This window comes from Pseudoalteromonas ruthenica (genome assembly GCF_008808095.1).
Taxonomy (GTDB): domain Bacteria; phylum Pseudomonadota; class Gammaproteobacteria; order Enterobacterales; family Alteromonadaceae; genus Pseudoalteromonas; species Pseudoalteromonas ruthenica.
The window spans coordinates 1,290,931-1,314,198 of record NZ_CP023396.1 but is presented as its reverse complement, the minus strand read 5'-3'; the positions used below and the strand labels follow the sequence as shown (position 1 = coordinate 1,314,198).

23 protein-coding genes and 3 tRNA genes are annotated in these 23,268 nt (G+C 44.4%); 17 read left to right on the top strand and 9 right to left on the bottom strand.

Annotation, left to right across the window (positions count from 1 at the left end; translation table 11 throughout):
• The first annotated feature begins 15 nt into the window (after positions 1 to 15).
• On the top strand, positions 16 to 1,692 hold the full coding sequence (glnS, locus tag PRUTH_RS06245; RefSeq protein WP_151172859.1) for a glutamine--tRNA ligase: 1,677 nt from the start codon (positions 16 to 18) through the stop codon (positions 1,690 to 1,692).
• 93 nt (positions 1,693 to 1,785) lie between these two features.
• Positions 1,786 to 2,145, top strand: a complete 360-nt coding sequence (locus PRUTH_RS06240) for a VOC family protein (protein ID WP_022944011.1) — start codon at positions 1,786 to 1,788, stop codon at positions 2,143 to 2,145.
• Here the strand turns inward: PRUTH_RS06240 and PRUTH_RS06235 are convergent.
• Positions 2,142 to 2,957 carry an MliC family protein gene (locus PRUTH_RS06235; protein ID WP_052698149.1) on the bottom strand — a complete coding sequence of 272 codons (816 nt, stop codon included), beginning with the start codon at positions 2,955 to 2,957 and terminating at the stop codon, positions 2,142 to 2,144. The two genes, PRUTH_RS06240 and PRUTH_RS06235, sit on opposite strands and share 4 nt — an antisense overlap.
• Positions 2,958 to 4,166: 1,209 nt before the next feature.
• Between PRUTH_RS06235 and PRUTH_RS06230 the strand changes: the two genes are divergently transcribed.
• From PRUTH_RS06230 to PRUTH_RS06165, 13 genes are all read left to right on the top strand, one after another.
• The gene (locus PRUTH_RS06230; protein ID WP_052698151.1) at positions 4,167 to 5,399 is read left to right on the top strand and encodes a PIN-like domain-containing protein; all 1,233 of its coding nucleotides are present in this window, start codon (positions 4,167 to 4,169) and stop codon (positions 5,397 to 5,399) included.
• Positions 5,400 to 5,518: 119 nt separating this feature from the next.
• The gene (locus PRUTH_RS06225; protein WP_045978695.1) at positions 5,519 to 6,052 is read left to right on the top strand and encodes a hypothetical protein; all 534 of its coding nucleotides are present in this window, start codon (positions 5,519 to 5,521) and stop codon (positions 6,050 to 6,052) included.
• A 115-nt stretch (positions 6,053 to 6,167) separates the two neighbouring features.
• Positions 6,168 to 8,144, top strand: a complete 1,977-nt coding sequence (locus PRUTH_RS06220; RefSeq protein WP_151172858.1) for an ATP-binding protein — start codon at positions 6,168 to 6,170, stop codon at positions 8,142 to 8,144.
• Between the two features lie 99 nt (positions 8,145 to 8,243).
• Positions 8,244 to 8,576, top strand: coding sequence for an alpha/beta fold hydrolase (locus PRUTH_RS06215; RefSeq protein ID WP_151172857.1), 333 nt, complete (start codon positions 8,244 to 8,246; stop codon positions 8,574 to 8,576).
• A gap of 53 nt (positions 8,577 to 8,629) precedes the next feature.
• Positions 8,630 to 9,738 (top strand): IS3 family transposase gene (locus PRUTH_RS06210; RefSeq protein ID WP_151172498.1). Its coding sequence is split into 2 segments (ribosomal slippage): positions 8,630 to 8,879 and positions 8,879 to 9,738, totalling 1,110 coding nucleotides; the frame shifts between segments, so codons are not numbered across the junction.
• 76 nt (positions 9,739 to 9,814) lie between these two features.
• Positions 9,815 to 10,114 (top strand): alpha/beta fold hydrolase, encoded by a 300-nt coding sequence (locus tag PRUTH_RS06205; protein WP_151172856.1) that lies wholly within the window; start codon positions 9,815 to 9,817, stop codon positions 10,112 to 10,114.
• A gap of 589 nt (positions 10,115 to 10,703) precedes the next feature.
• Positions 10,704 to 11,015 carry a cupin domain-containing protein gene (locus PRUTH_RS06195; protein ID WP_045978698.1) on the top strand — a complete coding sequence of 104 codons (312 nt, stop codon included), beginning with the start codon at positions 10,704 to 10,706 and terminating at the stop codon, positions 11,013 to 11,015.
• A 90-nt stretch (positions 11,016 to 11,105) separates the two neighbouring features.
• Positions 11,106 to 11,504, top strand: a complete 399-nt coding sequence (locus PRUTH_RS06190; RefSeq protein WP_151172855.1) for a hypothetical protein — start codon at positions 11,106 to 11,108, stop codon at positions 11,502 to 11,504.
• A 295-nt stretch (positions 11,505 to 11,799) separates the two neighbouring features.
• The gene (locus PRUTH_RS06185; RefSeq protein ID WP_151172854.1) at positions 11,800 to 13,608 is read left to right on the top strand and encodes a serine hydrolase domain-containing protein; all 1,809 of its coding nucleotides are present in this window, start codon (positions 11,800 to 11,802) and stop codon (positions 13,606 to 13,608) included.
• 113 nt (positions 13,609 to 13,721) lie between these two features.
• A complete protein-coding gene (locus tag PRUTH_RS06180) occupies positions 13,722 to 13,982 on the top strand; it encodes a hypothetical protein (protein WP_138542802.1) in 261 nt (86 codons plus the stop codon).
• A 113-nt stretch (positions 13,983 to 14,095) separates the two neighbouring features.
• A complete protein-coding gene (locus tag PRUTH_RS06175) occupies positions 14,096 to 14,503 on the top strand; it encodes a VOC family protein (protein WP_045978702.1) in 408 nt (135 codons plus the stop codon).
• Positions 14,504 to 14,674: 171 nt separating this feature from the next.
• Positions 14,675 to 16,702: a methyl-accepting chemotaxis protein gene (locus tag PRUTH_RS06170; protein WP_151172853.1), complete on the top strand. Its 2,028-nt coding sequence runs from the start codon at positions 14,675 to 14,677 to the stop codon at positions 16,700 to 16,702.
• Between the two features lie 50 nt (positions 16,703 to 16,752).
• The gene (locus PRUTH_RS06165; RefSeq protein WP_045978704.1) at positions 16,753 to 17,244 is read left to right on the top strand and encodes an arsinothricin resistance N-acetyltransferase ArsN1 family B; all 492 of its coding nucleotides are present in this window, start codon (positions 16,753 to 16,755) and stop codon (positions 17,242 to 17,244) included.
• A gap of 91 nt (positions 17,245 to 17,335) precedes the next feature.
• Here PRUTH_RS06165 and PRUTH_RS06160 read toward each other — a convergent pair.
• The 5 genes from PRUTH_RS06160 to PRUTH_RS06140 all read right to left on the bottom strand — a co-directional run bounded on the left by PRUTH_RS06160 (position 17,336) and on the right by PRUTH_RS06140 (position 20,090).
• Positions 17,336 to 17,412 (bottom strand) — tRNA-Val (locus tag PRUTH_RS06160).
• Positions 17,413 to 17,441: 29 nt separating this feature from the next.
• Positions 17,442 to 17,518: transfer RNA gene (locus PRUTH_RS06155), tRNA-Val, on the bottom strand.
• A gap of 29 nt (positions 17,519 to 17,547) precedes the next feature.
• Positions 17,548 to 17,624 (bottom strand) — tRNA-Val (locus tag PRUTH_RS06150).
• A gap of 116 nt (positions 17,625 to 17,740) precedes the next feature.
• On the bottom strand, positions 17,741 to 18,763 hold the full coding sequence (locus tag PRUTH_RS06145) for a DUF3080 family protein (protein ID WP_170268902.1): 1,023 nt from the start codon (positions 18,761 to 18,763) through the stop codon (positions 17,741 to 17,743).
• Positions 18,738 to 20,090 (bottom strand): MATE family efflux transporter, encoded by a 1,353-nt coding sequence (locus PRUTH_RS06140; RefSeq protein WP_138547204.1) that lies wholly within the window; start codon positions 20,088 to 20,090, stop codon positions 18,738 to 18,740. Before PRUTH_RS06140 ends, PRUTH_RS06145 begins: the two co-directional genes overlap by 26 nt.
• A gap of 70 nt (positions 20,091 to 20,160) precedes the next feature.
• Between PRUTH_RS06140 and PRUTH_RS06135 the strand changes: the two genes are divergently transcribed.
• On the top strand, positions 20,161 to 20,790 hold the full coding sequence (locus PRUTH_RS06135; RefSeq protein ID WP_022943992.1) for a riboflavin synthase: 630 nt from the start codon (positions 20,161 to 20,163) through the stop codon (positions 20,788 to 20,790).
• 11 nt (positions 20,791 to 20,801) lie between these two features.
• Here PRUTH_RS06135 and PRUTH_RS06130 read toward each other — a convergent pair whose 3' ends face one another.
• Positions 20,802 to 21,005, bottom strand: coding sequence for a CPXCG motif-containing cysteine-rich protein (locus tag PRUTH_RS06130; protein WP_022943991.1), 204 nt, complete (start codon positions 21,003 to 21,005; stop codon positions 20,802 to 20,804).
• A gap of 100 nt (positions 21,006 to 21,105) precedes the next feature.
• Positions 21,106 to 21,984, bottom strand: coding sequence for a fructosamine kinase family protein (locus PRUTH_RS06125; protein WP_138508373.1), 879 nt, complete (start codon positions 21,982 to 21,984; stop codon positions 21,106 to 21,108).
• Positions 21,985 to 22,110: 126 nt separating this feature from the next.
• On the opposite strand from PRUTH_RS06125, the gene PRUTH_RS06120 reads away from it, so the two are divergent.
• The gene (locus PRUTH_RS06120; protein WP_045978707.1) at positions 22,111 to 22,791 is read left to right on the top strand and encodes a DUF445 domain-containing protein; all 681 of its coding nucleotides are present in this window, start codon (positions 22,111 to 22,113) and stop codon (positions 22,789 to 22,791) included.
• 54 nt (positions 22,792 to 22,845) lie between these two features.
• Here PRUTH_RS06120 and PRUTH_RS06115 read toward each other — a convergent pair whose 3' ends face one another.
• On the bottom strand, positions 22,846 to 23,205 hold the full coding sequence (locus tag PRUTH_RS06115; RefSeq protein ID WP_170268900.1) for a DUF3718 domain-containing protein: 360 nt from the start codon (positions 23,203 to 23,205) through the stop codon (positions 22,846 to 22,848).
• Positions 23,206 to 23,268 lie beyond the last annotated feature (63 nt).

Sequence of the window (23,268 nt, the reverse complement as noted above, 5' to 3'; positions counted from 1 at the left end):
GAGGAAAGTATCCCAATGGCGGAGATTGAGAATCGCCCAACGAACTTTATTCGTAACATCATTGACGCAGATTTAGCCTCAGGCAAACATCAGCAAACGCACACGCGTTTTCCACCCGAGCCAAATGGCTTTTTGCACATTGGCCATGCCAAGTCTATTTGCCTGAATTTTGGCATTGCACAAGACTACAACGGGCTGTGTAATTTGCGCTTTGATGATACCAACCCAGAAAAAGAAGACATCAACTATGTGAACTCAATAAAAGAAGACGTGAACTGGTTGGGTTTTCAGTGGAGCGGTGAGATTCAATACTCTTCTAACTACTTTGACAAGTTGTATCAGTACGCTGTTGAGCTTATTGAAAAAGGCCTCGCTTATGTGTGTTTCTTAACACCAGAGCAAGCTCGCGAGTACCGTGGCACGTTAAAAGAGCCGGGTAAAAACAGCCCTTACCGCGACACACCTGTGGCGGAGAACTTGGCGTTATTCGAAAAAATGAAAAACGGTGAGTTCAAAGAGGGTGAGTGTGTACTGCGAGCCAAAATCGATATGGCCAGTTCCTTTATGGTGCTGCGCGACCCGATTATTTATCGCATTCGTTTTGCCCACCACCACCAAACCGGTGATAAGTGGTGCATTTACCCAATGTATGACTTTACCCATTGTATTAGCGATGCGCTTGAAGGCATTACCCACTCATTGTGTACCTTGGAGTTCCAAGACAACCGCCGTTTATACGACTGGGTGTTAGATAATATCAGCCTAGAGTGCCACCCACAGCAAATCGAGTTTTCACGACTGAACCTTGAGTACACCATTATGAGTAAGCGTAAGCTTAATCAGTTGGTGGTCGATGGTCATGTTGATGGTTGGGACGACCCGCGTATGCCAACGATTGCCGGGCTACGCCGACGCGGTTACACCCCAGGCTCTATTCGTGAATTCTGTAAGCGCATTGGTGTAACCAAGCAAGATAACCTAGTGGAAATGGGTATGCTTGAAGCCTGTATTCGCGATGATTTAAATGAAAACGCACCACGTGCCGTGGCGGTATTGGACCCGGTGCGCGTCGTGATCGAAAATTACCCACAAGAGCAAGTGGAAATGCTCGATGCGCCTAATCATCCGAACAAAGAAGAAATGGGTTCGCGTCAGTTGCCATTTACCCGCGAGGTGTTCATTGAACGCGAAGACTTCCGTGTTGAAGCGAATAAGAAGTTTAAGCGCTTAGTGCTAGGCAAAGAAGTGCGTTTACGTAATGCTTATGTGATTAAAGCAGAGCGCATTGACGAAGACGAGCAAGGCAATATCACCACTATTTATTGCTCTTATGATCCGGAAACATTAGGCAAAAACCCAGCCGATGGCCGCAAGGTTAAAGGGGTTATTCACTGGGTGAGTGCCAGCCATTGTATTGAAGCCGAAGTGCGTCAGTACGACCGCTTATTCAATGTGCCTAACCCAGGTGCGGCAGAGGACATTACCGATGCCCTTAACCCAGAGTCATTAAAAGTGGTTAAAAACGCTAAATTAGAGCCTAGCTTAAGCGAAGCCGCTGCCCTAAAAGGGTATCAGTTTGAGCGTACCGGGTATTTCTGCCGTGACGATCACTTTGCACACTTAGTGTTTAACCAAACCGTGGGGCTACGTGATTCTTGGGCTAAGATAGAGCAACAAGATAAAGGCCAATAGGGCCTTTATGCGTTAATACGCAACCCAGTAGAACCAATAAAAAAGGTGCGCTATGCTTAGCGCACCTTTTTTGTTTTATAGCAGGCGACAAGGATGAAAAATAATCACGAAATGCTGAACTATGTGGAATACCCTGCGCGTGACCTCGAGGCCACAAAAGCATTCTTTACCCAAGTTTTTGCATGGCAATTTACTGACTACGGCCCAGATTACACAGCCTTTAGCGGAGCAGGGCTTGATGGCGGCTTTTATCGCAGCGACTTAAATGCTCAGACCAGCAAAGGCAGTGCATTATTGGTTTTTTATTCCAGCGATATTGCGCAAACCCAAGCTAAGATAGAGCAAGCGGGAGGTGAGATCTCCACGGCATTATTCGATTTCCCCGGCGGGCGACGGTTTCACTTTGTGGAGCCCAGTGGTAATGAGTTTGCGGTGTGGTCGGAGCCTGCTTAGCGTAAAGTGCACTGCTGCATGGGCGTGTTGTACTGCCATTGCACAAAGGCACTATCGCCTTTTTGCCAAAAAACCTGATTGCGGCCTTGGTATTTAGCACCACTGGCGGCAATCACGCGCTGCATCAGCCATTGTTGCTCACCCTCGCGCAGGGCAATAAATTGTGGCGTGGTATCATAAAAATCAACACTTACCTGTTTGCCCTCGCAATCATACTGAAGGTGGTCCACAGCCGTGGTGAGTTGATACTGCACTTGCAGTGAAGCGTTGCGATGCTGATAGGCATCAATAATGCACTGTTTTACGTTATCTGCTTGCCAGCATGCATCACGGCCTTTTATCCAACCACGTTGCATGGCCCGTAACGTGCTTTTATGTTTGTCGCTATCGGATTGTGCCAGTGCTTTTTCGAAGGTGTCGGCCAATTGCGCATCTAATTGACTGAGCCTTGGCGACTGGCATACGTGGCGGGCGATATCACTTTGTGCTTGCTCACAGTTAAAGCTGGCGGAGGTGTTCGCTTGGCTTGCCACCCATTGGCACCAGTTCGGTGTTAATAATGGCGGCTTATCTGCATGGTTATTGATATCTAAACGATACTCTACACTGTTTGCCCATTCCGTAGTGCCAATATCCGGCCCGTGTCCGCTGCCATCGCCAGTACTGACTAGCTGCTCAATTGCATTGAGATTAGCTTGGGTACATTGGGTTGATGTGGGAATGTCTGCTGGTGTGGATTCACCGCTTGGTGCGGTAGCAACATGACAGGCGGCAAGAGTCAGAACGGCGGTAACAATGGCTAAACGCTTCATAATTAACAATAGCGAGAATAAAAATGCAATTATAGAAAAGGGGTATTAATAGAGGGTGAATAGCGATGCAAACTGAGGTAGCTGGCTTGCTGAGCAGTGCCACGACTCTGGGTCTGTTTATCCATTTAAAAGTTTAAAACCCCTTATCCACATCAAGTAAACTTTTCCGTTCCTAAGCTGTAACGCCTGTTCTTGGCTCTGTACTTACTGATTCTAAAAATAGAAATGAGTGCATAAAAAAGCCAAAATAAGCTGTATGTAACGTTAAAGATGGCCTTTATCAAAAAAGCAAAAACAAGGCGTGTTATGCAAAGTAATATCAGCTGCGACTAAACCAATAAAATTTTTAAGGTGTTGAAATATAGCCATTTATTTATATGTAGCGAGCCAATCTCGGCACGATTATCTTATTGTGTGTTTTCAACCACACAACTGCGTATCGACATAGGAACCTCCAGCTGATAACTTAATGATTTATTAACACTAAATGAACGTTAGCGTGGTTCAGTATTTGGTTTAACCCGAAATGCACGCTAATAAGCTGTTATGCATCAGGGAGTCTGGTTTGAGGGATAGTGTCTTTAAAGTAGTCTTTCTTGGAAAGAGAAAGGCAATTAGTTTTTATACCTGGCTTAAACTTCTTCTACTTGAGATTTATTTAGGCGAGCAGCTTTTAGAAATGTTAGCTAACACCTCATCATATAATTATGAGTCCGAAGAATTTATTATTGGTAGTGATTCGAATGGGTGGAAAAGGCCCTTAATAGATTTCATCCCGTCTACAATGATAAATAAATTTTTATCTGAACGTATAATCAATCTGTTAAGAATAAAGTATGTACAACACTACAGGTTGCTAAAAAGAGTTACATCAACTTCGTTAGAGCATTCAAAAGGCGAGCAACTTTATAAGTTAAACAATCAAAAGTTACATTTGATTACTGAGTTGAAGTTAGCATATAACACGATTTGGGTAACTCTTAATATAATCATAGACGTTTTAGTGTTTTGGTACACAAATGATTTAACTTTAACTATTTTGGTTGGCGGCAGTATAGAATTCCTAAGGCGTCTGAAATGGTAAATGCATAACAAAGTTGTAAACGCGGACAAAAAACAGTTGGCTTTGTTCGTGCCTCACAAATTTTAGCCAACTTTTATTTGCCGGTTACAACGGCGTTATATTTCTCACTCACAAGGTAGGTCAAATTGAGAGATTGCTTTAAAGGGTTTTACAACCCAACAGAAGAGCAGTTGCAAGCTGCTTGGGGTAGTGAAGAAACGCTATTTGTCCTCGATACCAATGTATTGCTTAACTTATACGGCTATGCAGAGCAAACGCGTGAAGATTTCTTCGAGCTACTCGGTTCGCTTGGAGAAAAGCTATGGATTCCATTTCATGTGGGTCTTGAATATCAAAGACGTCGTCTCGAAGTTATTAGAGATGAAAAAGGAATCTTTAATAAAATAAACGACAACCTAGATAAAATTGAAAAGATATTCAAAGGTGATTTTGAACAATTGGCATTGAAGAGACGCTTTCCTAGGCTTCAGGATAACACTGAAAAGCTGCATAAGGAGATTGGGAAGTCGATATCCTCTTATAAAAAGTCGGTATCCTATTGGGATGAAAAGCAACCCTGTGTTAGGTCACATGATTCGATACGAGAAAAGTTGAATGACTTAACTGAGGGCAAAGTTGGAGATGCCCCTGAGAGCCAAGACTGGTTGGAAAGTATATACAATGAGGGAAAGGAACGATATGAAAATAAAATCCCTCCTGGATATAAGGATAACAATAAGTCAAAATCTGAGCAAAATACCTTTTCGTATAACGGGTTAAAATATGAACGGCAATATGGCGATTTAATCCTCTGGAAGCAACTCATAAATAAAGCTAAAGATGAGGGAATAAAAAACGTAATATTTGTTACAGATGATTCGAAAGAAGACTGGTGGTACATCCTAGAATCTAGAGGTAAAAAACAAATTGGGCCTCATGCAAATTTACAGAGTGAAATATATCGAGAAGCAAATCTGGATATATTTCATATGTACAACACTTCATCTTTCTTAGAAAGTGGAAAGGAAATACTGAATTTGGGTGTTCATGACAGTTCGATCCAAGATGCAAATACAACTTTCTTACAATCACTAGGTCGAGTTACTCGGAAGTTGGAATCAGATCTCTCTGAAAAAGAGTTGGAGAAACGCTATTTCACAAAGGCTTTGAAGTCGTTTAAAGAATACGATAAGTTCCGAGGCTTAGAGCTTAAATACCAGTACGGAAGTCTGGAAGACGAAGAGCTCCAAGACCTTAAGAAACGAATAAATGAAAGAAATGAATTGGTTCACTATATAAAACTGAAGGATCTATGGAAATCATCCCGACATGATAATGAAGCTAATGATGCGGACGATGATGAAAATGACGAGGATTAACATAAATGTAACAAGTTGCTGCACTCGGATAAATTACTCGCTTCGCTACTAATTTACCGGTTAGCAAAGCGTTATAAGTGCCACTCGCTTGGGGCGGATTTTCTCAAGGATGACTATTTATGAGTACCAAATTTTCAATTTACGATAGCCCTTTTTCTGATGAAACTAAGGTGTTAAGGCGGAATAGCTTACTTTTATCTGGAATTTGTCTGTTTATTGGGCTTACTGGTGAGCTACCATCAAAGCTTGCTTTGCTTGGTGTTAGCTTTGATACATCCCAGCAAAGTACAATAGGTTGGTTTTTTCTAGCTATTTTAGTTTATTTCTATTTACATTTTATTTCGAATGCTGCTGTAGAGGTTGCTAAATGGATTCATCCATTTTTGAAAACAATTTCCGCTAAGAAAATAATGCTTACTTCATATTCCCATGCATTCGATGAAGAAGATTTTGTAAACATCCCCAATCAAGTTGATGAGGGAGACAAAAATGATATGCAGGCTGATGCTCTTTCTACCGCAGATTGGCAGGTTAAAAATAAGCTCAGTTTGTTGTATAAAATGATCTATTTAAAATTAACCATCGAAATATTAATTCCAATTTGTGTCGGTTTATGGGCAATGGTTTTGATGTTTTTACTTATAACAAGTTAATTAACAAGGACAAAAAACAGTTTGCTGTTTTCGTTCCTCAACATTTTAGCAAACTATTTTTTGCCTGTTATTAGGGCGTATACCTCTTAGTGTTTTATTCAAATTTGGGTGTTAAATGGAAGATCTAATTAAAGTAGAAGTAAAAAAGGATCATTTGGATAAAGTCTCTCGAGCTCCAGTTCTAAGTGCTTTGACTGAACTAGTTTGGAATGCTTTTGATGCTGACGCGGATTTAGTGCAAGTTACAATAGATCGTACTGATTTTGGGTTACAAGCCGTCCATATCAAAGATGATGGAATAGGAATCGTCCATAAAGATTCCAAAAAACTCTTTAGTTCCCTTGGTGGTTCGTGGAAAGGGCAAAAAGGAATTTCACCTAAAGGACGATTCTTACACGGTAAAGAAGGTCAAGGCAGGTTTAAATCATTTGCTATTGGAAGGACGGTTGAATGGAATACATCTTTCTTTGATGGTGAAAATACACTTTCATACACAATGAAAGGTAAAGCTGATAATAAAGGTATATTTTACCCGACATCTCCCAAAATTAGCGGTAATCAGTCTACAGGAACAACCGTTTCAATATACGAACCGCACAAAGAATTTACATCTATTAATAAAGAACGGTTGCTTGAGCACTTTTCGTCAGTTTTTGCTATATACCTATCACAATATAAGTCTATTAAGCTTTATGTGGATGGCGATCTGGTAGATCCAGAGAGTCAAATTAAACACAAGACCAATCTCCCTTTAGATGATGTTCTATATGATAATATTGATTACCCGTATGAATTGCAGATTATAGAATGGAACTGCAATACAACAAATGAAGTACTGCTCTGTAATAGCAATGGTTTTCCTTTTTTACCTTATGAAAAAACTATTCGAGGAACTGGTGACTTTTCATATACGGCTTACTTAAAATCCGAACATATTAGTAAGCTAAATACAGTTGGCACATTAGGTCTTGGAGATCTTGAACCGTCATTGTCTAAGCCAATTGACGCTGCAATCTCTGTCCTAAAGAACCACTTCATGTCGCGACGGATTGAGCTCTCGGCAGATAAAATTAGAAAATGGAAAAATGAAAATATTTATCCTTATTCTAGTTTAGCAAATGGTCCAATTGAAGAAGCTGAAAGACAAGTTTTTGATATTTTAGCTTTAAATATTAGTGAGCAAATACCAGAATTTGACAGATCGGATATCAAGCTTAAAAAGTTTCAGTTTAGATTGCTAAAACAAATAGTCGGATCTAAACCTGATGACTTACATATCATTTTAACTGAAGTTCTCAACTTGACGAAGGTTAAGCAATCAGAGCTTGCAGAGTTACTAAAAGAAGCTTCTCTATCATCAATAATCAGTGCATCTAAGGTCGTATCAGATCGCTTGAAATTTGTAACTGGATTAGAAGAGATGCTTTTTCATCCAGAGAAGAAGAAAGTTCTAAAAGAGCGAACGCAGCTACATAAAATTCTTGCAGAAAACACTTGGGTTTTTGGCGATGAGTTTTCATTAACTGTTAACGATCAATCTCTCAGTGAAGTTCTTAAAGTACACTTGAATAAAAAACGACTAGATATACAACTTGATAAACCTGTTAAGAGGGTCGATGGCCGAGTGGGTATTGTCGATTTAATGTTGACTCGAAGCATTGGAAAAAATCATTCTGATGAAAGAGAACATTTAGTTGTTGAACTTAAAGCACCTAAAGTAAAAATAGGGCAGGATGAAATAAATCAAATTGAATCATATGCATTCGCTGTTGCTGAAGATGAACGATTCAAGCATCTAAAGACAAAATGGAATTTCTGGGTTATATCCAATGATCTTGATGCGTATGCAAAGAGACGGCTAAAACAAGATAATAAAGGAAAAGGTATTATCTATGATGCTGATGGTATCACAATTTGGGTGAAAACTTGGGGTGAACTGATTCAAGAATGTAAACATAGATTAGAGTTTGTCAGGGAACAACTGGATATTAATATTGATAATTCTGATGGCCTAAAGTACCTACAGGAATCATACTCTGAATACACTAAAGATGTCGTATTAACTCACGAAAGCGAAGAAGCTGAGGTATAACAAGAACATCAAACGGAAAAATTACAGTTGGCTGTTTTTCGTTCCTCAAACATTATAGCCAACTATAATTTTCCGATTATGTAAGCGTTAAAATATAAGATGAAAATTATTCTGCTTCCTGGGCTTGACGGTACAGGCTATCTTTTTAAAAACTTAATGAAAGAATTACCTTCGACGTTAAGCGTTGAAGTAATTTCTTATTCTTCAATTTCATCTCTATCGTATTATGGGCAAGCTCAAGAAATCGCCACTCTTCACTCCGATGAAGACGTCTTGATAGTTGGAGAGTCATATTCTGGTCGTGTGGCATATGAACTCTGTCATTTACTTGGAGAGCGAGTCAAAGGCTTAGTATTCTTGGCTAGCTTTGTTTCTAAGCCATCCATTTACTCACGCTTAGCTTCTATAGTTCCAATTGTCCACTTCCCATAAACTGAGACAGACATAATTAGAGTTTTCTGTAATGATTAATGCAGGAGACGACTATGAAAAAATCACGCTATACAGAATCTCAGATCATCGCAGTATTAAAAGAAGTCGATGCGGGTAGGAAGGTTGAGGAAGTGTGCCGTCAGCACGGTATCAGTAGTGCAACCTATTACAACTGGAAGTCCAAATACGGTGGGATGGAAGCCTCTGACGTCAAACGGTTGAAGGAGCTTGAAGAGGAAAATGCCAAGCTTAAAAAGATGTTTGCAGATGTTAGTTTGGAAAATCATGCGATTAAGGAGCTTTTCGCAAAAAAGGGTTGGTGACAGCGGATAAACGAGAATGCGTCAGCGTAATGGTTGGTGCGGGGCTAAGTATCGTAAGGGCTTGTCTGTTTGTTGGCATTGGCCGTTCGACCTTTTATCGCCCTGAACGAGACTGGCGTAAAGCAGATGCTGCTGTCATTGATGCTATCAATGCCGAGCTTGAGAAGTCGCCACGAGCAGGCTTCTGGAAGTGTTTTGGCCGAATGCGCTTCAAAGGCTTTCCCTTCAACCATAAGCGCGTTTATCGCGTGTATTGCCAGATGGGGCTGAACCTAAAACGAAGAACGAAACGTGTGCTACCCAAGCGAATTGTTCAGCCCTTAGAAGTGCAGGAGCAAGCCAATCACCAATGGGCGCTCGATTTTATGCATGACACATTGTATTGCGGTAAACGATTCAGAACGTTAAATGTGGTGGACGAAGGAACGCGAGAGTGCCTTGCAATTGAAGTGGATACCTCGTTGCCCGCTAGCCGTGTCGTACGCGTGTTAGAGCAGCTTAAGGCTGAGCGCGGATTACCGAATCAGCTGCGCGTAGATAATGGCCCAGAGTTAATATCGGCCACCCTGACTGATTGGTGCGAGGCCAATCACATTGAGCTGATGTATATCCAGCCTGGCAAGCCGCAGCAAAATGGCTTTGTTGAACGCTTTAACGGTTCATTCCGCAGAGAGTTTCTTGATGCCTACTTGTTTGAGAATCTCAGCCAAGTGCGAGATATGGCTTGGTTCTGGCGATTGGATTATAACGAAGAAAGAACCCATGAAAGTCTCGGAAACCTGCCACCGGCTGCTTACCGAGCAAAACTGGAAGATTCTAATTTAGAACTGTGTCATTAACGGGGAAGTGGACACAATCTCATTTTTGAGGCCTAATTTTATTACAAGGTTATTGGTCTATATTGTCGGCTTTAATATGTCAGGTGGTATTCAGCTTGTAAGCCCTGTTTTCCATTCGCTCGGGCATACTGATAACAAAAAGTTAAAAGAACGCCTGAGGAATATCGCTCGTTTGGATAAGCCTACCAAGAGAATTACTTGTCCTGTGACTTATATAAGCCCAAGCAAGGACCTTTTGATTGCTAGCCGCTCTGTTCATTATTTGGCATCATTGTGCTCCAACTTTACAAAAATAGAGGTTTTAGGTGGGCATTTTATAGCACAGTCAAATCCTGTAGCATGTGCAAAAGCCATCACAAATGCGGCAAACATGTAATAAGTGCATTAAAAACGAACTAAACACTCCAGTTGTCTCGTGTTTTCGCTTTGGTCCAACTTAACACAAGGCAACTTCCGTATTCGGTTTGTTTCAGGTGGGCGTTATGTATAGCTCGAAGGTTCCAATTTAAATATCAAATCAACGCATTTTAATAGCCAGATTCTTTATAGCGCTGTGCATCCTATCAGGCGGGAGAATAGTTTGTTCTTTGGTAAGTATCTTAAGTGTTATTTCTCTAAGCTATGATCCCCAACAAAAGATTTATGTGTGGGATGTTGTCTTGGCTTGGAGTTTGCCTAGTGTAAATAGCGGGTTTTGTCATTGGCCTCTCAACTGAGGACCCAGCGCTCAATCGAACTGCCGCATGGAAAGCTTAAGTTGCAGCTTAAGCCTGGGTCTCACATTACCCTAAACTGGTTTAAAAGAATAAAAATATGGAGTTATTATCCATACAATCTGTTTAAGAGTGATTCGCAACGCGTGGCATTTTTACTATGCGTTGATTTTAGTGGTTAAGGTGGTATGCGGGAGCTTCGGTATTGTGTTGCTCACACCTTAACAGGGCGTTTACGATTAAGGAAATTTCGTGGAAATAATTAGAAGCAAAAAATTTATATCAGATCGTTCGTGGGGAGCTAAAGATATAGCATCAATGAATGGAATCTCTACTAGGCTCCATTGGACAAAAGAGCCATATAAGTGGCATGTGAATGATGGCGAAGAAGTGTTCGTGGTGCTCGATGGAAAAGTGGAAATGTTCTTTAAAGAAAATGGAAGCGAGCAATCCAGCATCCTGGAAGCTGGCGATATATTTTTCGCATCCATAGGCACAGAGCATGTTGCTCATCCACTTGGCGAAGCAAGGATTTTGGTAATTGAGAAAGAAGGCAGCGTTTAACAAGTTTGTCATGTTCGCACGCAAAAAGCGCGTGCCAGACCACCTATGCTACCGCTTCGGTGGACGCATACAAAAGCGTTAGGTATCGCAATGAAGTTTGTTATCACTTTAATATCTTTATTTTGTATATCCACAAGTGTTTGGTCTTGTACTTTTCCCATGAGCGGGGAAAAATACAATAAACAAATAGAAATTATCAGCACCAAAGATACAGACGTTTATAAGTTCATTATTCCTTCCGAAATGGAGGGGTTAGATGAGTTAGAAGTTAACCTGGGTTACTCACCTAAAAATGCTGAGGGTTTCAAATTTATACAAGAATCTCTAAAGCTTGATTTTAAGGTTATTGATGGTAACGCTGTAGGAACTTTTACAGTGGTGCAAAAAGAGAATTTATTACCTTTCTTGCATGTTATGTGGTGGCCCGAAACTGCTGGGTTGTGTGGAGTTGTGGCAAGTAGTGACATTATTGATGTAAGCAATTCCTAACAAGTTGCTGAAATCCGTTTGTAAACTCACATGGTGTTGGCTTCAGGGCTTTACGCGCAACCCTGAGCTTATAAATGAGCTTAACAGCCGCTTGTGCTTATAAACTTACCTGAAAAAAGGTATGGTTATAGCGGTGCAATATTGACCTAGGCCAGCCGAAGTCATCAATGCACAGGGCAAGCAGCTCAAGGCATGGACGCGTAAAGCATGACAAACCTCCATTCCCTGTGATTATCGTCATGCATTATCTGCGTTTTACGTGCCCGTAAAACCTGAGTTGTATACAGAGAACCCCATGATAAAAACAATCATTTCCTCACTGCTTATTTTATTGTCGTTTAATAGTGCCTATGCCAATAGCAATGCGCAGCTGGCAACTAAGGTCGAAAAGGCCATCGAACAGGAGCAGCTAGTGGGGATCACTTGGACGGCGGTCGCCGATGAGCATGTGCAAGTAGGCAGTGCAGGCTATGCCAATGTGTCCAGCCAAGAGGCGATGAAGCCCGAGCAAAAAATGCATGTTGGCTCTGTGACCAAGTCGGTTTTGGCTATGGGGGTTTTGCACTTAGTGTACCAAGGCGCACTTTCTTTAGACACCAACGTTGAGGCCTTACTGGGTGAATTGCACTTCGATAACCCCTGGTCTCAGCACTCGCCAATTCAGGTTAAACACTTACTCGAACACACCGCTGGATTAGACAACATTCGCATGTGGCAATTATTAAATACCCATGCGTCGCCAGACTCGCCATTGCGACACGCTTTTTCCTCAAGTCAGGGCAATTTACTAACGGTTAGAACCGAGCCAGGAAGCCAATATTCATACTCTAATATGGGGTATACCTTGCTCGCGATGGTGATAGAAGCGGTTACTCAACAGCGCTACGAAGAGTATCTCGATACTAACCTGTTGGCAGCTTTAGGCATGCATAACAGCAGCTTTGAGTTTATTAGTCAGCAGGGACCATTCGCCGACCCATTACTGGCAATGGGGTATCATGAAAATCATGTTGCTCAACCTGCAGTGGCGAATTACCTTAGGCCTTCGGGTCAGTTCACCACGACCGCGCCAGATATGGCTAAGTTTATCCGCTTTTTGTTGCACGATGGCAGGGTTAACGGTGAGCGGCTTATCGCCGCCAATCATATGGCTCGGCTCGCCACACCTTTGCATACCGACGCACAGCGAGCTGGGCTTAACATTGGCCACGGCCTCGCCTTTGCAAGTAGAGACCGCCATCAGGTGTTAGGCATGTGCCACCCCGGTACGACATTTGGTTTTAGGGCCTATATTTGCCTTTTCCCCGAGCAAAGAAAGGGCTTTTTCTATGCCATTAACACCGATAACGAAACATCCGGCTATGAAAGGTTTAATAAACTATTTATCAATGAGTTAGATATCAGCAAAGCGACGCCAGTCGCGCCTAAGGGAAACGCCATTGAGCGCTCGGCCTTGCCAGGGGTTTATACGCCGTCGCCAAATAGTATGGCTGAGTTTGAATTTATGGATATGCTTTTTCATTTCATATGGTTAGAGCAAGCAAACGAGCACCTTGTGGTGAAGTCCTTGCAAAAGGAAGATAAGCAACTGCTTGCTATCGAAGGGGGATTATTTCGAGACACAACCCGGACACAAGGCTCGCACGTTTTCTATGCTAATAAGCAAGGGCAGTGGTTTATCCATGACGGACGCAAAACCTACCGCAAAGTATCTGGCGTGGCATTGTCACTGTATTGGTTAAGCATGCTTGCTGGCCTAAGTGGGCTGATTTATATCTTTATTGTCGGCTTGATAAGGTTGGTTAAGCGCAATAACCAGGGGTTGGGCGCGATCAAATGGGGGTTTATCAATCTGGGGCTATTTGCTTTGCCGATATGCCTCTATATGAACCAGTCGTTCCTGGAGTTTGGTGATATCAATGCAGCCAGTATCAGTTTGGCGGTGTTATCTGGGCTATTGCCCCTAACCCTTGTCTTCTGCTTGTGGGCAGCGCGTAAAGGGCAGCAATGTAAACGCCTTGATGTCGCATCACTGGTACTGGCGTTACAATGGTGCGTTGTGCTTGTTGCTTGGGGGCTGCTGCCCATTATGTTTTGGCGGTAAGTTGTGGCGCAGCACATGGTTGGTCGCCCTCTGGTTAGGGGGAAGCCTGACGCTTTGCGATGTACTGGGCTGTTATTTGCCGTGGTTGCGGCGGCAATTTTGCAAGGAACAACATGACTCGCAGAAAACGGCCATTTCGCATGGGTTTATGTGCACTTATTTTAGCCATTGCTAGCCTGGCGGTAGGGTTAGTAAGTAGCCTTGAGAGTGGCAGTCGCGGCTATGAGAACTATGATTTACTCTTTTGCTTAGGCATGGGACTGCTGCTGTTTGTTGGCTTAAGCTTGGTGAGTTACGGTGTTTCCCGCAACAACACCTTGGCTAAGTTAGGGCGATTGGTTTTTCTCACCTACTTGCGCAGTAAGCGAAAATAAAGTGCTTGGCTTAATTTAGCCTTGTTGTGCTCGTCAGTGGGTTGGCCGTTACGCAACAAGGTTTGGGCCTGCAAATAAGGCGTCCAGTATCATCGGATAGAACGGAGGCAGAGATGAAATCCATTTTAACTTCACTGATGTTCGTTGGCGATCAGGCGGGCAAGTGCGAGGAGGCGATTAAGTTCTATACGTCGTTGTTCTGCGATGCTGAGATCATCGATATTCAGTATTACACCGCCGACGAGCATGAACCCGAGGGGAGTGTGAAAAGGGCAAAGTTTCATATTAATGGCAGAGAATTTATGGCCCTCGACAGCCACCTTAACCACTCATTTAGTTTTACCCCCTCCATCTCGTTGTACATAGAGTGCCAATCATTGAGCGAAATAGAGAGCATCTTTCGCACCTTAGCCGAGGGCGGCACAGAGCTAATGCCTTTGGATAACTACGCCTTTAGCCATAGGTTTGGTTGGCTCAATGACCGGTATGGTGTGTCGTGGCAGCTTAACTTATCACATTAGGTATAAAACCCTAGCCTTGGCAAAGGTAGGGGGCTAAACGGTGCGGCGGTGGCATTATTAGGGTTGGTCAAATGTTGTGCGGTTATTCACTTTTTGGTCATGATAACGTAGTCAAGGGCGTAAGGATGTGTTTTTATAGAAGCTTAGCTTAACAAAATAATAATTATTCTTATGTTAAACAACCTCTCCTTACGTCAGAAGATTTTATTGCTGATCGGTGGCACCTTGAGCGTTTTAATGGTTGCCGTGGCCGTGTTCTTCATTAACCATATCGCGTCTTTATCTCGAAATAGTGTTGAGCGCGAAGTACAAAATTACTTAGATGCTGAGCGTTTGTCGATGCAGTCGTTTTTTGCGCAATACGGCAAGGTAGTTGAAACCTATGTGACCAGCCCGCATATGGTCGACTTTTTCGATAACTACCGTGAGCGCGGTGTGGCGTTATCCTCTTTACCTGATTATCCACTACTGAACGATAATTTTATCCGTATTAGCGGTCGCGACAGTAATATTTTGTCTGCGTTTTTTGCCTCGGCTCACACCGGTGAATACTTCAAAGAAAATGAGCGTACCTCAGCGTATGGCGATGGTCGCCCTTACTATGCGTATAAGCGACCCTGGTGGCAAGATGCGCTGAATAAAGGTCAACTTTATGTTGGCGCTATCTCTGTCGACATCAACACGGGAGACGCATCCGCTGTGGTGCAGCAGCCGGTTTACAATGACGCCAAAGAACTGGTCGGTGTAGGTGGGGTTGATTTACAAATTAATGCCATTAAAGACATTGTCGAGGACATTACTTTCCAAGGCGAGGGCTTTGGCTTTTTGCTCGACAGTGATTTAAATGTGGTGCATTTATCGCAGCGTACCGGGCATTCATTGTCGATAACAGATACCGGTGAAGGTAAAGATAACTTGAGTGCTCTTGAGCAACAATTCAAGCAAACTCAAGGGTTTGATACGCTTAATAGCGCAATAGCCAACAACGACAGTGGCATTGTTAAGGTGACCCTTAAAGGCCAAGAGTTTTATGCTTTATTCAATAGCCTAAAGCTCGATAAGCCGGTGATCGATTGGCACTTAGGAGTGCTTATTCCAGTGAGCTTAATTGAAGAGCCCGTTAATGATGCGGTGATGTCGGCGTCCATCGCCGTGGTGGTGATTCTTGCCATTATTGTTGCGATGATTTTCTGGGTGACTCATTTAGTTGCCAAGCCTATCACCACCTTAACCCATATTATGCGTGATATTGCCTCCGGTGAGGGCGACTTAACGCGGCGTATTGATATCTCGAGTAACGATGAGGTGGGCCAGCTTGCCCATCACATGAACACCTTTATCGATAAGCTGCGGGCGATGATGCTGAACACTGCTGCGCAGGCAGAGCAGTTAAGTGCCGCCGCTAGCCAGTTGCAACAAGTCTCTGGGCAAACCAACAGTGAAATCCAAAAAGAGAAGCAACAAGTCGACAGTGTCAGCGCGGCGGTGACCGAAATGGCCACTACAGTCAATGAAATCTCACGGAACGCCAATCAAACCAATGATGCCGCTGCATCGGTGCAACAGGTTAGTGAGCAAGGGCGTTCGCAATCAAATCAGTCACAGCAGGTGATGCATGAGCTAGCTGAACACATTGGCGAGGCCGCGCAAGTGGTCACTGGCTTGGCGCAAGAAACCAATAATATTGGCGCGGTGATCGATGTGATTAACGGCATTGCTGAGCAAACTAATCTGCTGGCACTCAATGCTGCAATTGAAGCCGCACGAGCTGGCGAGCAAGGTCGCGGTTTTGCCGTGGTGGCGGATGAGGTGCGATCGCTTGCGAGTCGCACACAAGAGTCGACCGACGATATTCGCACTATGATTGATAAACTGCAAAGCATTGCTGATAAGGCCTCAAATATGATGGCGCAGGGCCAAGAGCGGGCTCAGGGCTCGGTCACACAAACCCAAGCCGTGTTGCAGTCATTAGAGCAAATAGGGGAGTCGGTGGCGCATGTGCTTGATCAGAGTCACCAAATAGCGACCAGCACTGAAGAGCAAAGTATTGTTGCTGAGGATATCAACACCAGTTTGAGTGCTATTAACGATCTTGTTAATAATACCGCGCACCATGCCGACACCTTAGCGAATGAGGCGAAAGACTTAAACGCCTTAGCGAGCTCTTTAAATGCCACAGTGAATCAGTTTAAGCTGTAAGCCTACTTTTATGGGAGCCTTCGGGCTCCTTTACTTCTTTCGAGGTACTTTTGTTACGACACGTCACGCCTGAAGATGCTAAGGCCATCGCCGAGCTATATAACTATTATATTCGCCACACCACCTTTACTTTTGAAGAGTCGCTTGTCGATACCCAGCTTATGAGTCAGCGGATCGCAAGCATTAAAGCGGTGGACTTACCCTGGCTGGTATATGTACAAGACGGCGAACTCAAAGGGTACGCCTATGCGAGTAAATGGAAAGAGCGCAGCGCCTATCGTTTTGCTGTCGAGACGAGCGTGTATGTGGCGCATCAACATCAGGGCCAAGGAATAGGGCGCCAGCTCTATAGCGCACTGCTCGAGACACTCACCGCGCAGGGGGTGCATACCGCTATCGGTGGCATTACGTTACCTAACCCCCCGAGTATTGCTTTGCATCAGGCGTTAGGCATGCATAAGGTCGCGCATTTTGAAAAAGTGGGGTACAAATTTGAGCAATGGCTGGACGTTGGCTATTGGCAAATTCACCTACAGGCTTAAGCTCTATTCGAGTTACTCTGTATAGGCACTTGAATATACAATATCAGAAATAAATTTTTCTGAATTTATTAATAAAGGCTGGAAAATAAATTGGTACGACCGAGTGGATTCGAACCACCGACCCCTACCATGTCAAGGTAGTGCTCTAACCAACTGAGCTACGGTCGTACAGAATACGAGATGTCTTTTTTGAGAATTGGTACGACCGAGTGGATTCGAACCACCGACCCCTACCATGTCAAGGTAGTGCTCTAACCAACTGAGCTACGGTCGTACAGAATACGAGATGTCTTTTTTGAGAATTGGTACGACCGAGTGGATTCGAACCACCGACCCCTACCATGTCAAGGTAGTGCTCTAACCAACTGAGCTACGGTCGTACAATTTTTTGTTATCAAGGCAAAACGTTACGGCGTTGACAACGCGGTGTAATATATAGCGAGAAACGAAGCTAATCAAGCAACTTTCAAGGAATTATTGTTTGTTTGCTGTTATTTTACTCACCTGGTGTTAAATCGCAGTGTTTGTAAAACGCTTGCCACCAGGTTACATGGCGGCGGCTCGATGTTTTAAGCTCCGCGAGCAAGCTCGGCTCGCCATGAGTGCCTAGCAACTGTACCTTGATATGGCTGTCGTCTGGCTGAAATTGCAGTATGCGGGTAAAAATGGGCTGTAATTGCTGTAACCTGCCGGCGAGGTGGCTTTGAAAGCCTTGCAGTTGGCCAATGTAGAACTTGTTAAAGATATTATGCACTATCATGCTATTACGGTTGTTTTTATGGGCAGCGCAAATATCTCCGGGTAACTTGATGCGCTCAAGCTCGGCGCTCAGGGCATTGTTTAGGGCAATTTGCTCGCGCGTTGCGCGCAGTAACTTGGCTATATAATCACTGCGGTTTAGCTGCTCAAGCGCTTGCGTCAGTTGCTCGGTATCAATATCTTCAACATTGTGCTGGGCAAGGTTATCTGCAATATTGGCAAGTTGGGTCAGCGCACTTTGGCTATTTACGCGACCCGCTTGCTCGTCAAAATCGAGCGCGTTGCGCGAAAAGGTAAAGAGGTGTTTAAGCTCTTTTTCTTGGGCCAGCAAGTTATTAAAAGCTTGGCCCAGGGTGCGTGTCTTAAATTGTTTTTCCTGCTCAAGAGCAGCGATAAGCGATGGACTTAATGTCTCGCTATCGGGGTGATTTAGGCAGGCGTTCACTTGTTGTAAAAAGCGTAGGTGATACTTAAAACGTTCACTGGCCGTAGCAACTTTACCCAGTTGATTGTTGCGCCCGGCAATGTCAGTGGCAAGCTGACAATGGCCCAGTTGGCCAAGCTCCAAAATGCCCATGCGCACGCCGCTGTCCAGAGGCTCTGCGCTAAACTCAGGCCAGCGTTCAACGGTTAGGGTATGTGCTTCATTAATAGGTAAAAATTTAGCGAGCCGCGCACGATATTCTTCGTGGACCTGCTCGGGCCCCTCGGCGCAGCCAGCGAGCACAACCAAACTAAAAATTAAAAGGAGCCTGAGCAAGTCGCCTCCTGAGAGTCCAAATAAGCAGTACCGCAGCACAAGATAAGCCGACAATGATCCCTAACCAGAACCCTTGCGGTCCCATCGCTGGCACGATGTAATCAGTACGACCTAGTACGTAGCCTAGAGCAAAGCCGATCAGCCAGTAAGAGATGAAGGTAATGTATGAAATTGGACTGGTATGCTTGATCCCTCTGAGCATACCGCTGCTAACCACTTGCAGTGCATCCGGTAGTTGATAAAAACAGGCGAGCACCATAATGCTTGCGGCAAGTGCTATTACCTCGGGGTTATCACTGTATATGGCGCTGATATCAAAACGCAGCAGGTAAGTGACTAAGGCAACCAATGCCGCGATGGCGATAGACAACACAAAACTTGTACTCATGCAGCGTTTAAGTGCAACAAAGTCCTGCTGTCCGTATAGGTTGCCAAAGCGAATGGCCACTGCCATCGATAGGCTCATTGGCAGCATAAACAACAAGGTAGTGACCGAAGCGGCGACCTGGTGACCGGCGACGGCGATAGCCCCCAGCGAGGCAATAAATAAAGGAATACAAGCAAATAACGTCACCTCGAAAAAGGTCGCTAATGACAGCGGCACGCCGAGTTTAAACATCGCCCAAATAGCTCTGCCGTCAGGCTTGGCAAAATGACGAAACAAACCTGGTCCATCGATGCGTTTACTTATTAAACTATAAATAAACTGAGCACTGCCCATGGCCGCAAAGACGAGGGCCGTAGCGACGCCACAGCCAGCACCTCCGAGCGCAGGTGCGCCGAAGTGGCCGTGTATAAATATATAATTGGCGGGAATATTCACCAGCAAACCGATAATTGAAATATAAAATGCAGGCGCGGTGTAGGCCTTCCCCTCAGCCACGTTGCGAAACAGCGAGTAAACAAAGAACCCAGGCAGGCCCCATTGGATATAGTCGATATAATCTTGAGCCAGTACTTTTACGCTGGCTTGAGTATCGAGTTGTGCAATGAGCACCGGCGCCAATTGCGCAATCGCGACGCCGGCTAAACAGAGCAGCACGGCTAAGTAACAGCCTTGCTGAAAATGGGTACGAATTGCCGGCTCGTCATTTGCCCCAAAGCTATGAGCAACTAACGAAGTGAGTGCCAATAAGACGCCTAACAGTGCCAGTACCATGGGGTTCCACAATCCGGTCGCAATTGAAAGAGCGGCTAGGTCAACGGCACTTACTTGGCCAGCCATAATGGTGTCGACGACCGACATTAATACCAACGTAACTTGTGCAAAAAACACCGGTGCGGCCAAACGCAACAAACGCCCAGCCTCCCAAGTACAAAACTTCATAAGAGAGAAAACATCAGATAAGATAAAAGGTAAGTGTATCCTGTGTGTGATATGAAAAAAAGGAATAGCGATGTTTACCGGAATAGTGCAGTGCCAAGCTCATGTCGTTGCTGCAAAGCTCGAAGACGCGGTTCTGCGGTTAGTACTTTCTGTGAATAAAAATTACTTACAGCACCTAGACTTAGGGGCCAGCATTGCCATCAATGGTTGTTGTCTTACCGTTGTTAAAGTAGAAAGCCCCGCCGGTGATGTTGTCGGCCAAGTGCATTTCGATGTAATTGATGAAACTTTGGCTCTCACCAACTTAGGCCAGTTGCGACCAGGCCACGCAGTTAATTTTGAGCGGTCAGTCACCTTTGGCACTGAGTTAGGCGGGCATATTGTCTCTGGGCACATTCACACCACCAGTGAAGTACTTGAGCGTATAGACAGTGAAGATAACTGCCGCTTGCATTTATCCTTGGATGAGAAGTGGCGTGACTACGTCTTATATAAAGGGTTTGTGTGCGTTAATGGCGCAAGCCTTACCGTGGGCGAGCTCAGTGAACAGGGCTTTTGGCTGCATCTTATTCCTGAAACCTTAAGCATTACCAATATTGGCGAGGCAGTCACTGGCAGTGTCTTTAATATTGAGGTAGACCAGCAGACTTACACCATAGTCAATACGGTGCAGCGTTACCTACAACAACACAAACCCTAACAATGCGCAGGTTAAAAAATTTGCTCATCGTCGGCGTCGACCCTTAACTGTACTTTGTTTAAGGCGTAGTCGATGTGCATATTAAGGTGAATAGGGTTACAGCACGCTGAGCAATCCTCGTAGTAGTCTTGATCCCCTGAAGATGTATCGACATCAACAAAAATATGATTGCCGCAATGGGGACAGCGAATGCGCTGTAGGCTGTAGTCTTTCATAGCCGCCTCGTATGACAGTCTGATGACATACTTTGAGTATAGTGCGTTTTTGCTACGAATTCCGACTAATTTGACGCAGTGAAAAGGCGCAATTGTGCTATTAATCGCCACCGTTTTGTTGATGAATTATGGTTTCGATACTGTCACGCGCCTGCGTCAAATAATGACCGGCGAAGATGTTGGCATGATTAAGCAGGTGATAGAGGTTGTATATTCCCTCGCGGGAGCGATGATCGTGCGCCAGCGGGTAGTGTGCGTTATAAGCGGTATAAAAGGCGTCTGGGAAAGGGCCAAATAACCGTGTCATAGCAATATCCGCTTCTCTATCACCGTAATAACAGGCTGGATCGTATAGGCATGGGACGGAGTTAACAAAGCCGACATTACCGCGCCACAGATCCCCATGTAATAATGACGGTTGCACGTTGTGGCTGTGCAAGCGCGCTTTAACACAATCCACTAACGTATCGATATCACAAAAGTGAAACCCTTTTTCCGCCAGTAACTGCATTTGCCAGCCGATACGTTCTTCACTAAAGAATACATCCCACTTTTTGTGCCATCGATTGGGCTGTGCAGTAACGCCAATGAAATTGTCTTGTTCATTGCCAAACATGGCCTGTTCGTGCTTTTGATGCATCATCGCCAGATATTCACCCATTTTTGCCCAGTTGGGAGGGGTAGGGTCACTAAAATCCAGCCACTCTATAATATTAAAAGCAAACTCCAGAGTGGTGTCTGTGGCTAAGCAGTCCGGCACCAAAAACAACGACTCTTGTGTTAATAGCGACAAGCTTTGCGCTTCGCACTCAAGACGCTCCAGCGCACTGAGCGGGGCAACTTTAACAAAAAATGTATGTTGCCCATCGCTGATACGAAATAGCATATCGGCCGAGGAATTACTTAATTGCTGCTTTTGCGTGATTTCGAAAGGAGTAGCTAAGGTATCACTAATTACTTGGGCGACGGCGTTCCACATGGCAAGTTAGCAAATTTAGAGTGCGGTGATATGAGTATGGCAAAGTTGTTGATTGATGCAAAAATTTTCCGCAAAGTCTAATCCCACGTTAAAATAGTCTGCAGCGATTTTAGAAGGAGTGAACGCGTGAATAAAAGCAGTGTAACGTCATTGATTGCCCTCATTGTTACATTAGTCGGGTGGCACCTAGAGCAGCCACTGTTGTTGAGCATGGGGTTATTTGCGTTATCAGGCGCACTAACCAATTGGCTTGCCGTGCATATGCTGTTCGAAAAAGTACCGTTATTGTACGGCTCAGGTGTGGTGCAGATTAAATTTAATGCGTTTAAACAAGGGATACATGAGCTCATTGAAGAGCAGTTTCTATCTCCTGAGAACCTCAAAAAGGCCTCAGCGCAGATGCCAGCGCCGCAAATGGATGCATTAATTAACCATCTGGATATGTCGCTGGCTTTTGATAAGTTGGTACAGGTGATAGAGCAGTCACAGTTTGGGTCCATGCTAGGTATGTTTGGTGGTCGAGCAGCGCTCGAGCCGATGCGTGAGCCGTTTGCTGATAAAATGCGTGAGGCCATCGCAGAAATGCTACAAGATGAACAAACACGCGAGCAGATTATTGCGCAACTAGGCGGTGGTAGCGATTTGCAGGCGCAGGTTAAGCAACTGGTGAGCCAGCGCTTAGATGAGTTAACCCCAGCCATGGTCAAAGAGATTATTCAAACGATGATCCGCGCTCACTTAGGCTGGTTAGTCGTATGGGGAGGGGTCTTTGGCGGTGCGTTCGGTGCGCTCGCTTATTGGCTGTAAAAAAAAAGCCCGCATTGGCGGGCTTTACTTCCAGGGATGGAATCAAAGGTGATATTACTTTGAGCCGTACACCATAAAAGAATCGGTGTCGTTTTTGGCTGCTAAATCGCGAATAGAGGTTTCAGTTAGGCGCTCTATATTGAGGACTTTGAGGCTGCGATCGAAGCCGTAAAGGCTGGCAAATTGGCGAACAGTTAAATCATTACACGCTAATTTGTTTTCCATGGTGTAGGTATTAACGTAATGCTCTTTCATAGAGCGGCGCAGCTTCAGTGGGCTGTTTTTAGTAATTGCCATACATAACTCGGTGCCAGCGCTGTTATCGGCAGCTATAAATTTTGAGCTATCTGCAGAGGCTGTAGTTGAAAGTAGGCCAAGGGCCAAAGCGCTGGTTAATAATGCGGTGCGTTTCATTGTATTCTCCTTAGTACATTCGTCGGGTGCAATGTAAGTATGCGCCACATAATTGTTCATAGC

What these genes read in the sequence shown, in the direction of transcription:
- glnS (WP_151172859.1), top strand. Translation starts at nt 16, where the DNA reads ATGGCGGAGATTGAGAATCGCCCAACGAACTTTATTCGTAACATCATT.
- PRUTH_RS06240 (WP_022944011.1), top strand. Translation starts at nt 1,786, where the DNA reads ATGAAAAATAATCACGAAATGCTGAACTATGTGGAATACCCTGCGCGT.
- PRUTH_RS06235 (WP_052698149.1), bottom strand. Translation starts at nt 2,957, where the DNA reads ATGAAGCGTTTAGCCATTGTTACCGCCGTTCTGACTCTTGCCGCCTGT.
- PRUTH_RS06225 (WP_045978695.1), top strand. Translation starts at nt 5,519, where the DNA reads ATGAGTACCAAATTTTCAATTTACGATAGCCCTTTTTCTGATGAAACT.
- PRUTH_RS06220 (WP_151172858.1), top strand. Translation starts at nt 6,168, where the DNA reads ATGGAAGATCTAATTAAAGTAGAAGTAAAAAAGGATCATTTGGATAAA.
- PRUTH_RS06215 (WP_151172857.1), top strand. Translation starts at nt 8,244, where the DNA reads ATGAAAATTATTCTGCTTCCTGGGCTTGACGGTACAGGCTATCTTTTT.
- PRUTH_RS06205 (WP_151172856.1), top strand. Translation starts at nt 9,815, where the DNA reads ATGTCAGGTGGTATTCAGCTTGTAAGCCCTGTTTTCCATTCGCTCGGG.
- PRUTH_RS06190 (WP_151172855.1), top strand. Translation starts at nt 11,106, where the DNA reads ATGAAGTTTGTTATCACTTTAATATCTTTATTTTGTATATCCACAAGT.
- PRUTH_RS06185 (WP_151172854.1), top strand. Translation starts at nt 11,800, where the DNA reads ATGATAAAAACAATCATTTCCTCACTGCTTATTTTATTGTCGTTTAAT.
- PRUTH_RS06180 (WP_138542802.1), top strand. Translation starts at nt 13,722, where the DNA reads ATGACTCGCAGAAAACGGCCATTTCGCATGGGTTTATGTGCACTTATT.
- PRUTH_RS06175 (WP_045978702.1), top strand. Translation starts at nt 14,096, where the DNA reads ATGAAATCCATTTTAACTTCACTGATGTTCGTTGGCGATCAGGCGGGC.
- PRUTH_RS06170 (WP_151172853.1), top strand. Translation starts at nt 14,675, where the DNA reads ATGTTAAACAACCTCTCCTTACGTCAGAAGATTTTATTGCTGATCGGT.
- PRUTH_RS06140 (WP_138547204.1), bottom strand. Translation starts at nt 20,090, where the DNA reads ATGAAGTTTTGTACTTGGGAGGCTGGGCGTTTGTTGCGTTTGGCCGCA.
- PRUTH_RS06135 (WP_022943992.1), top strand. Translation starts at nt 20,161, where the DNA reads ATGTTTACCGGAATAGTGCAGTGCCAAGCTCATGTCGTTGCTGCAAAG.
- PRUTH_RS06130 (WP_022943991.1), bottom strand. Translation starts at nt 21,005, where the DNA reads ATGAAAGACTACAGCCTACAGCGCATTCGCTGTCCCCATTGCGGCAAT.
- PRUTH_RS06125 (WP_138508373.1), bottom strand. Translation starts at nt 21,984, where the DNA reads ATGTGGAACGCCGTCGCCCAAGTAATTAGTGATACCTTAGCTACTCCT.
- PRUTH_RS06115 (WP_170268900.1), bottom strand. Translation starts at nt 23,205, where the DNA reads ATGAAACGCACCGCATTATTAACCAGCGCTTTGGCCCTTGGCCTACTT.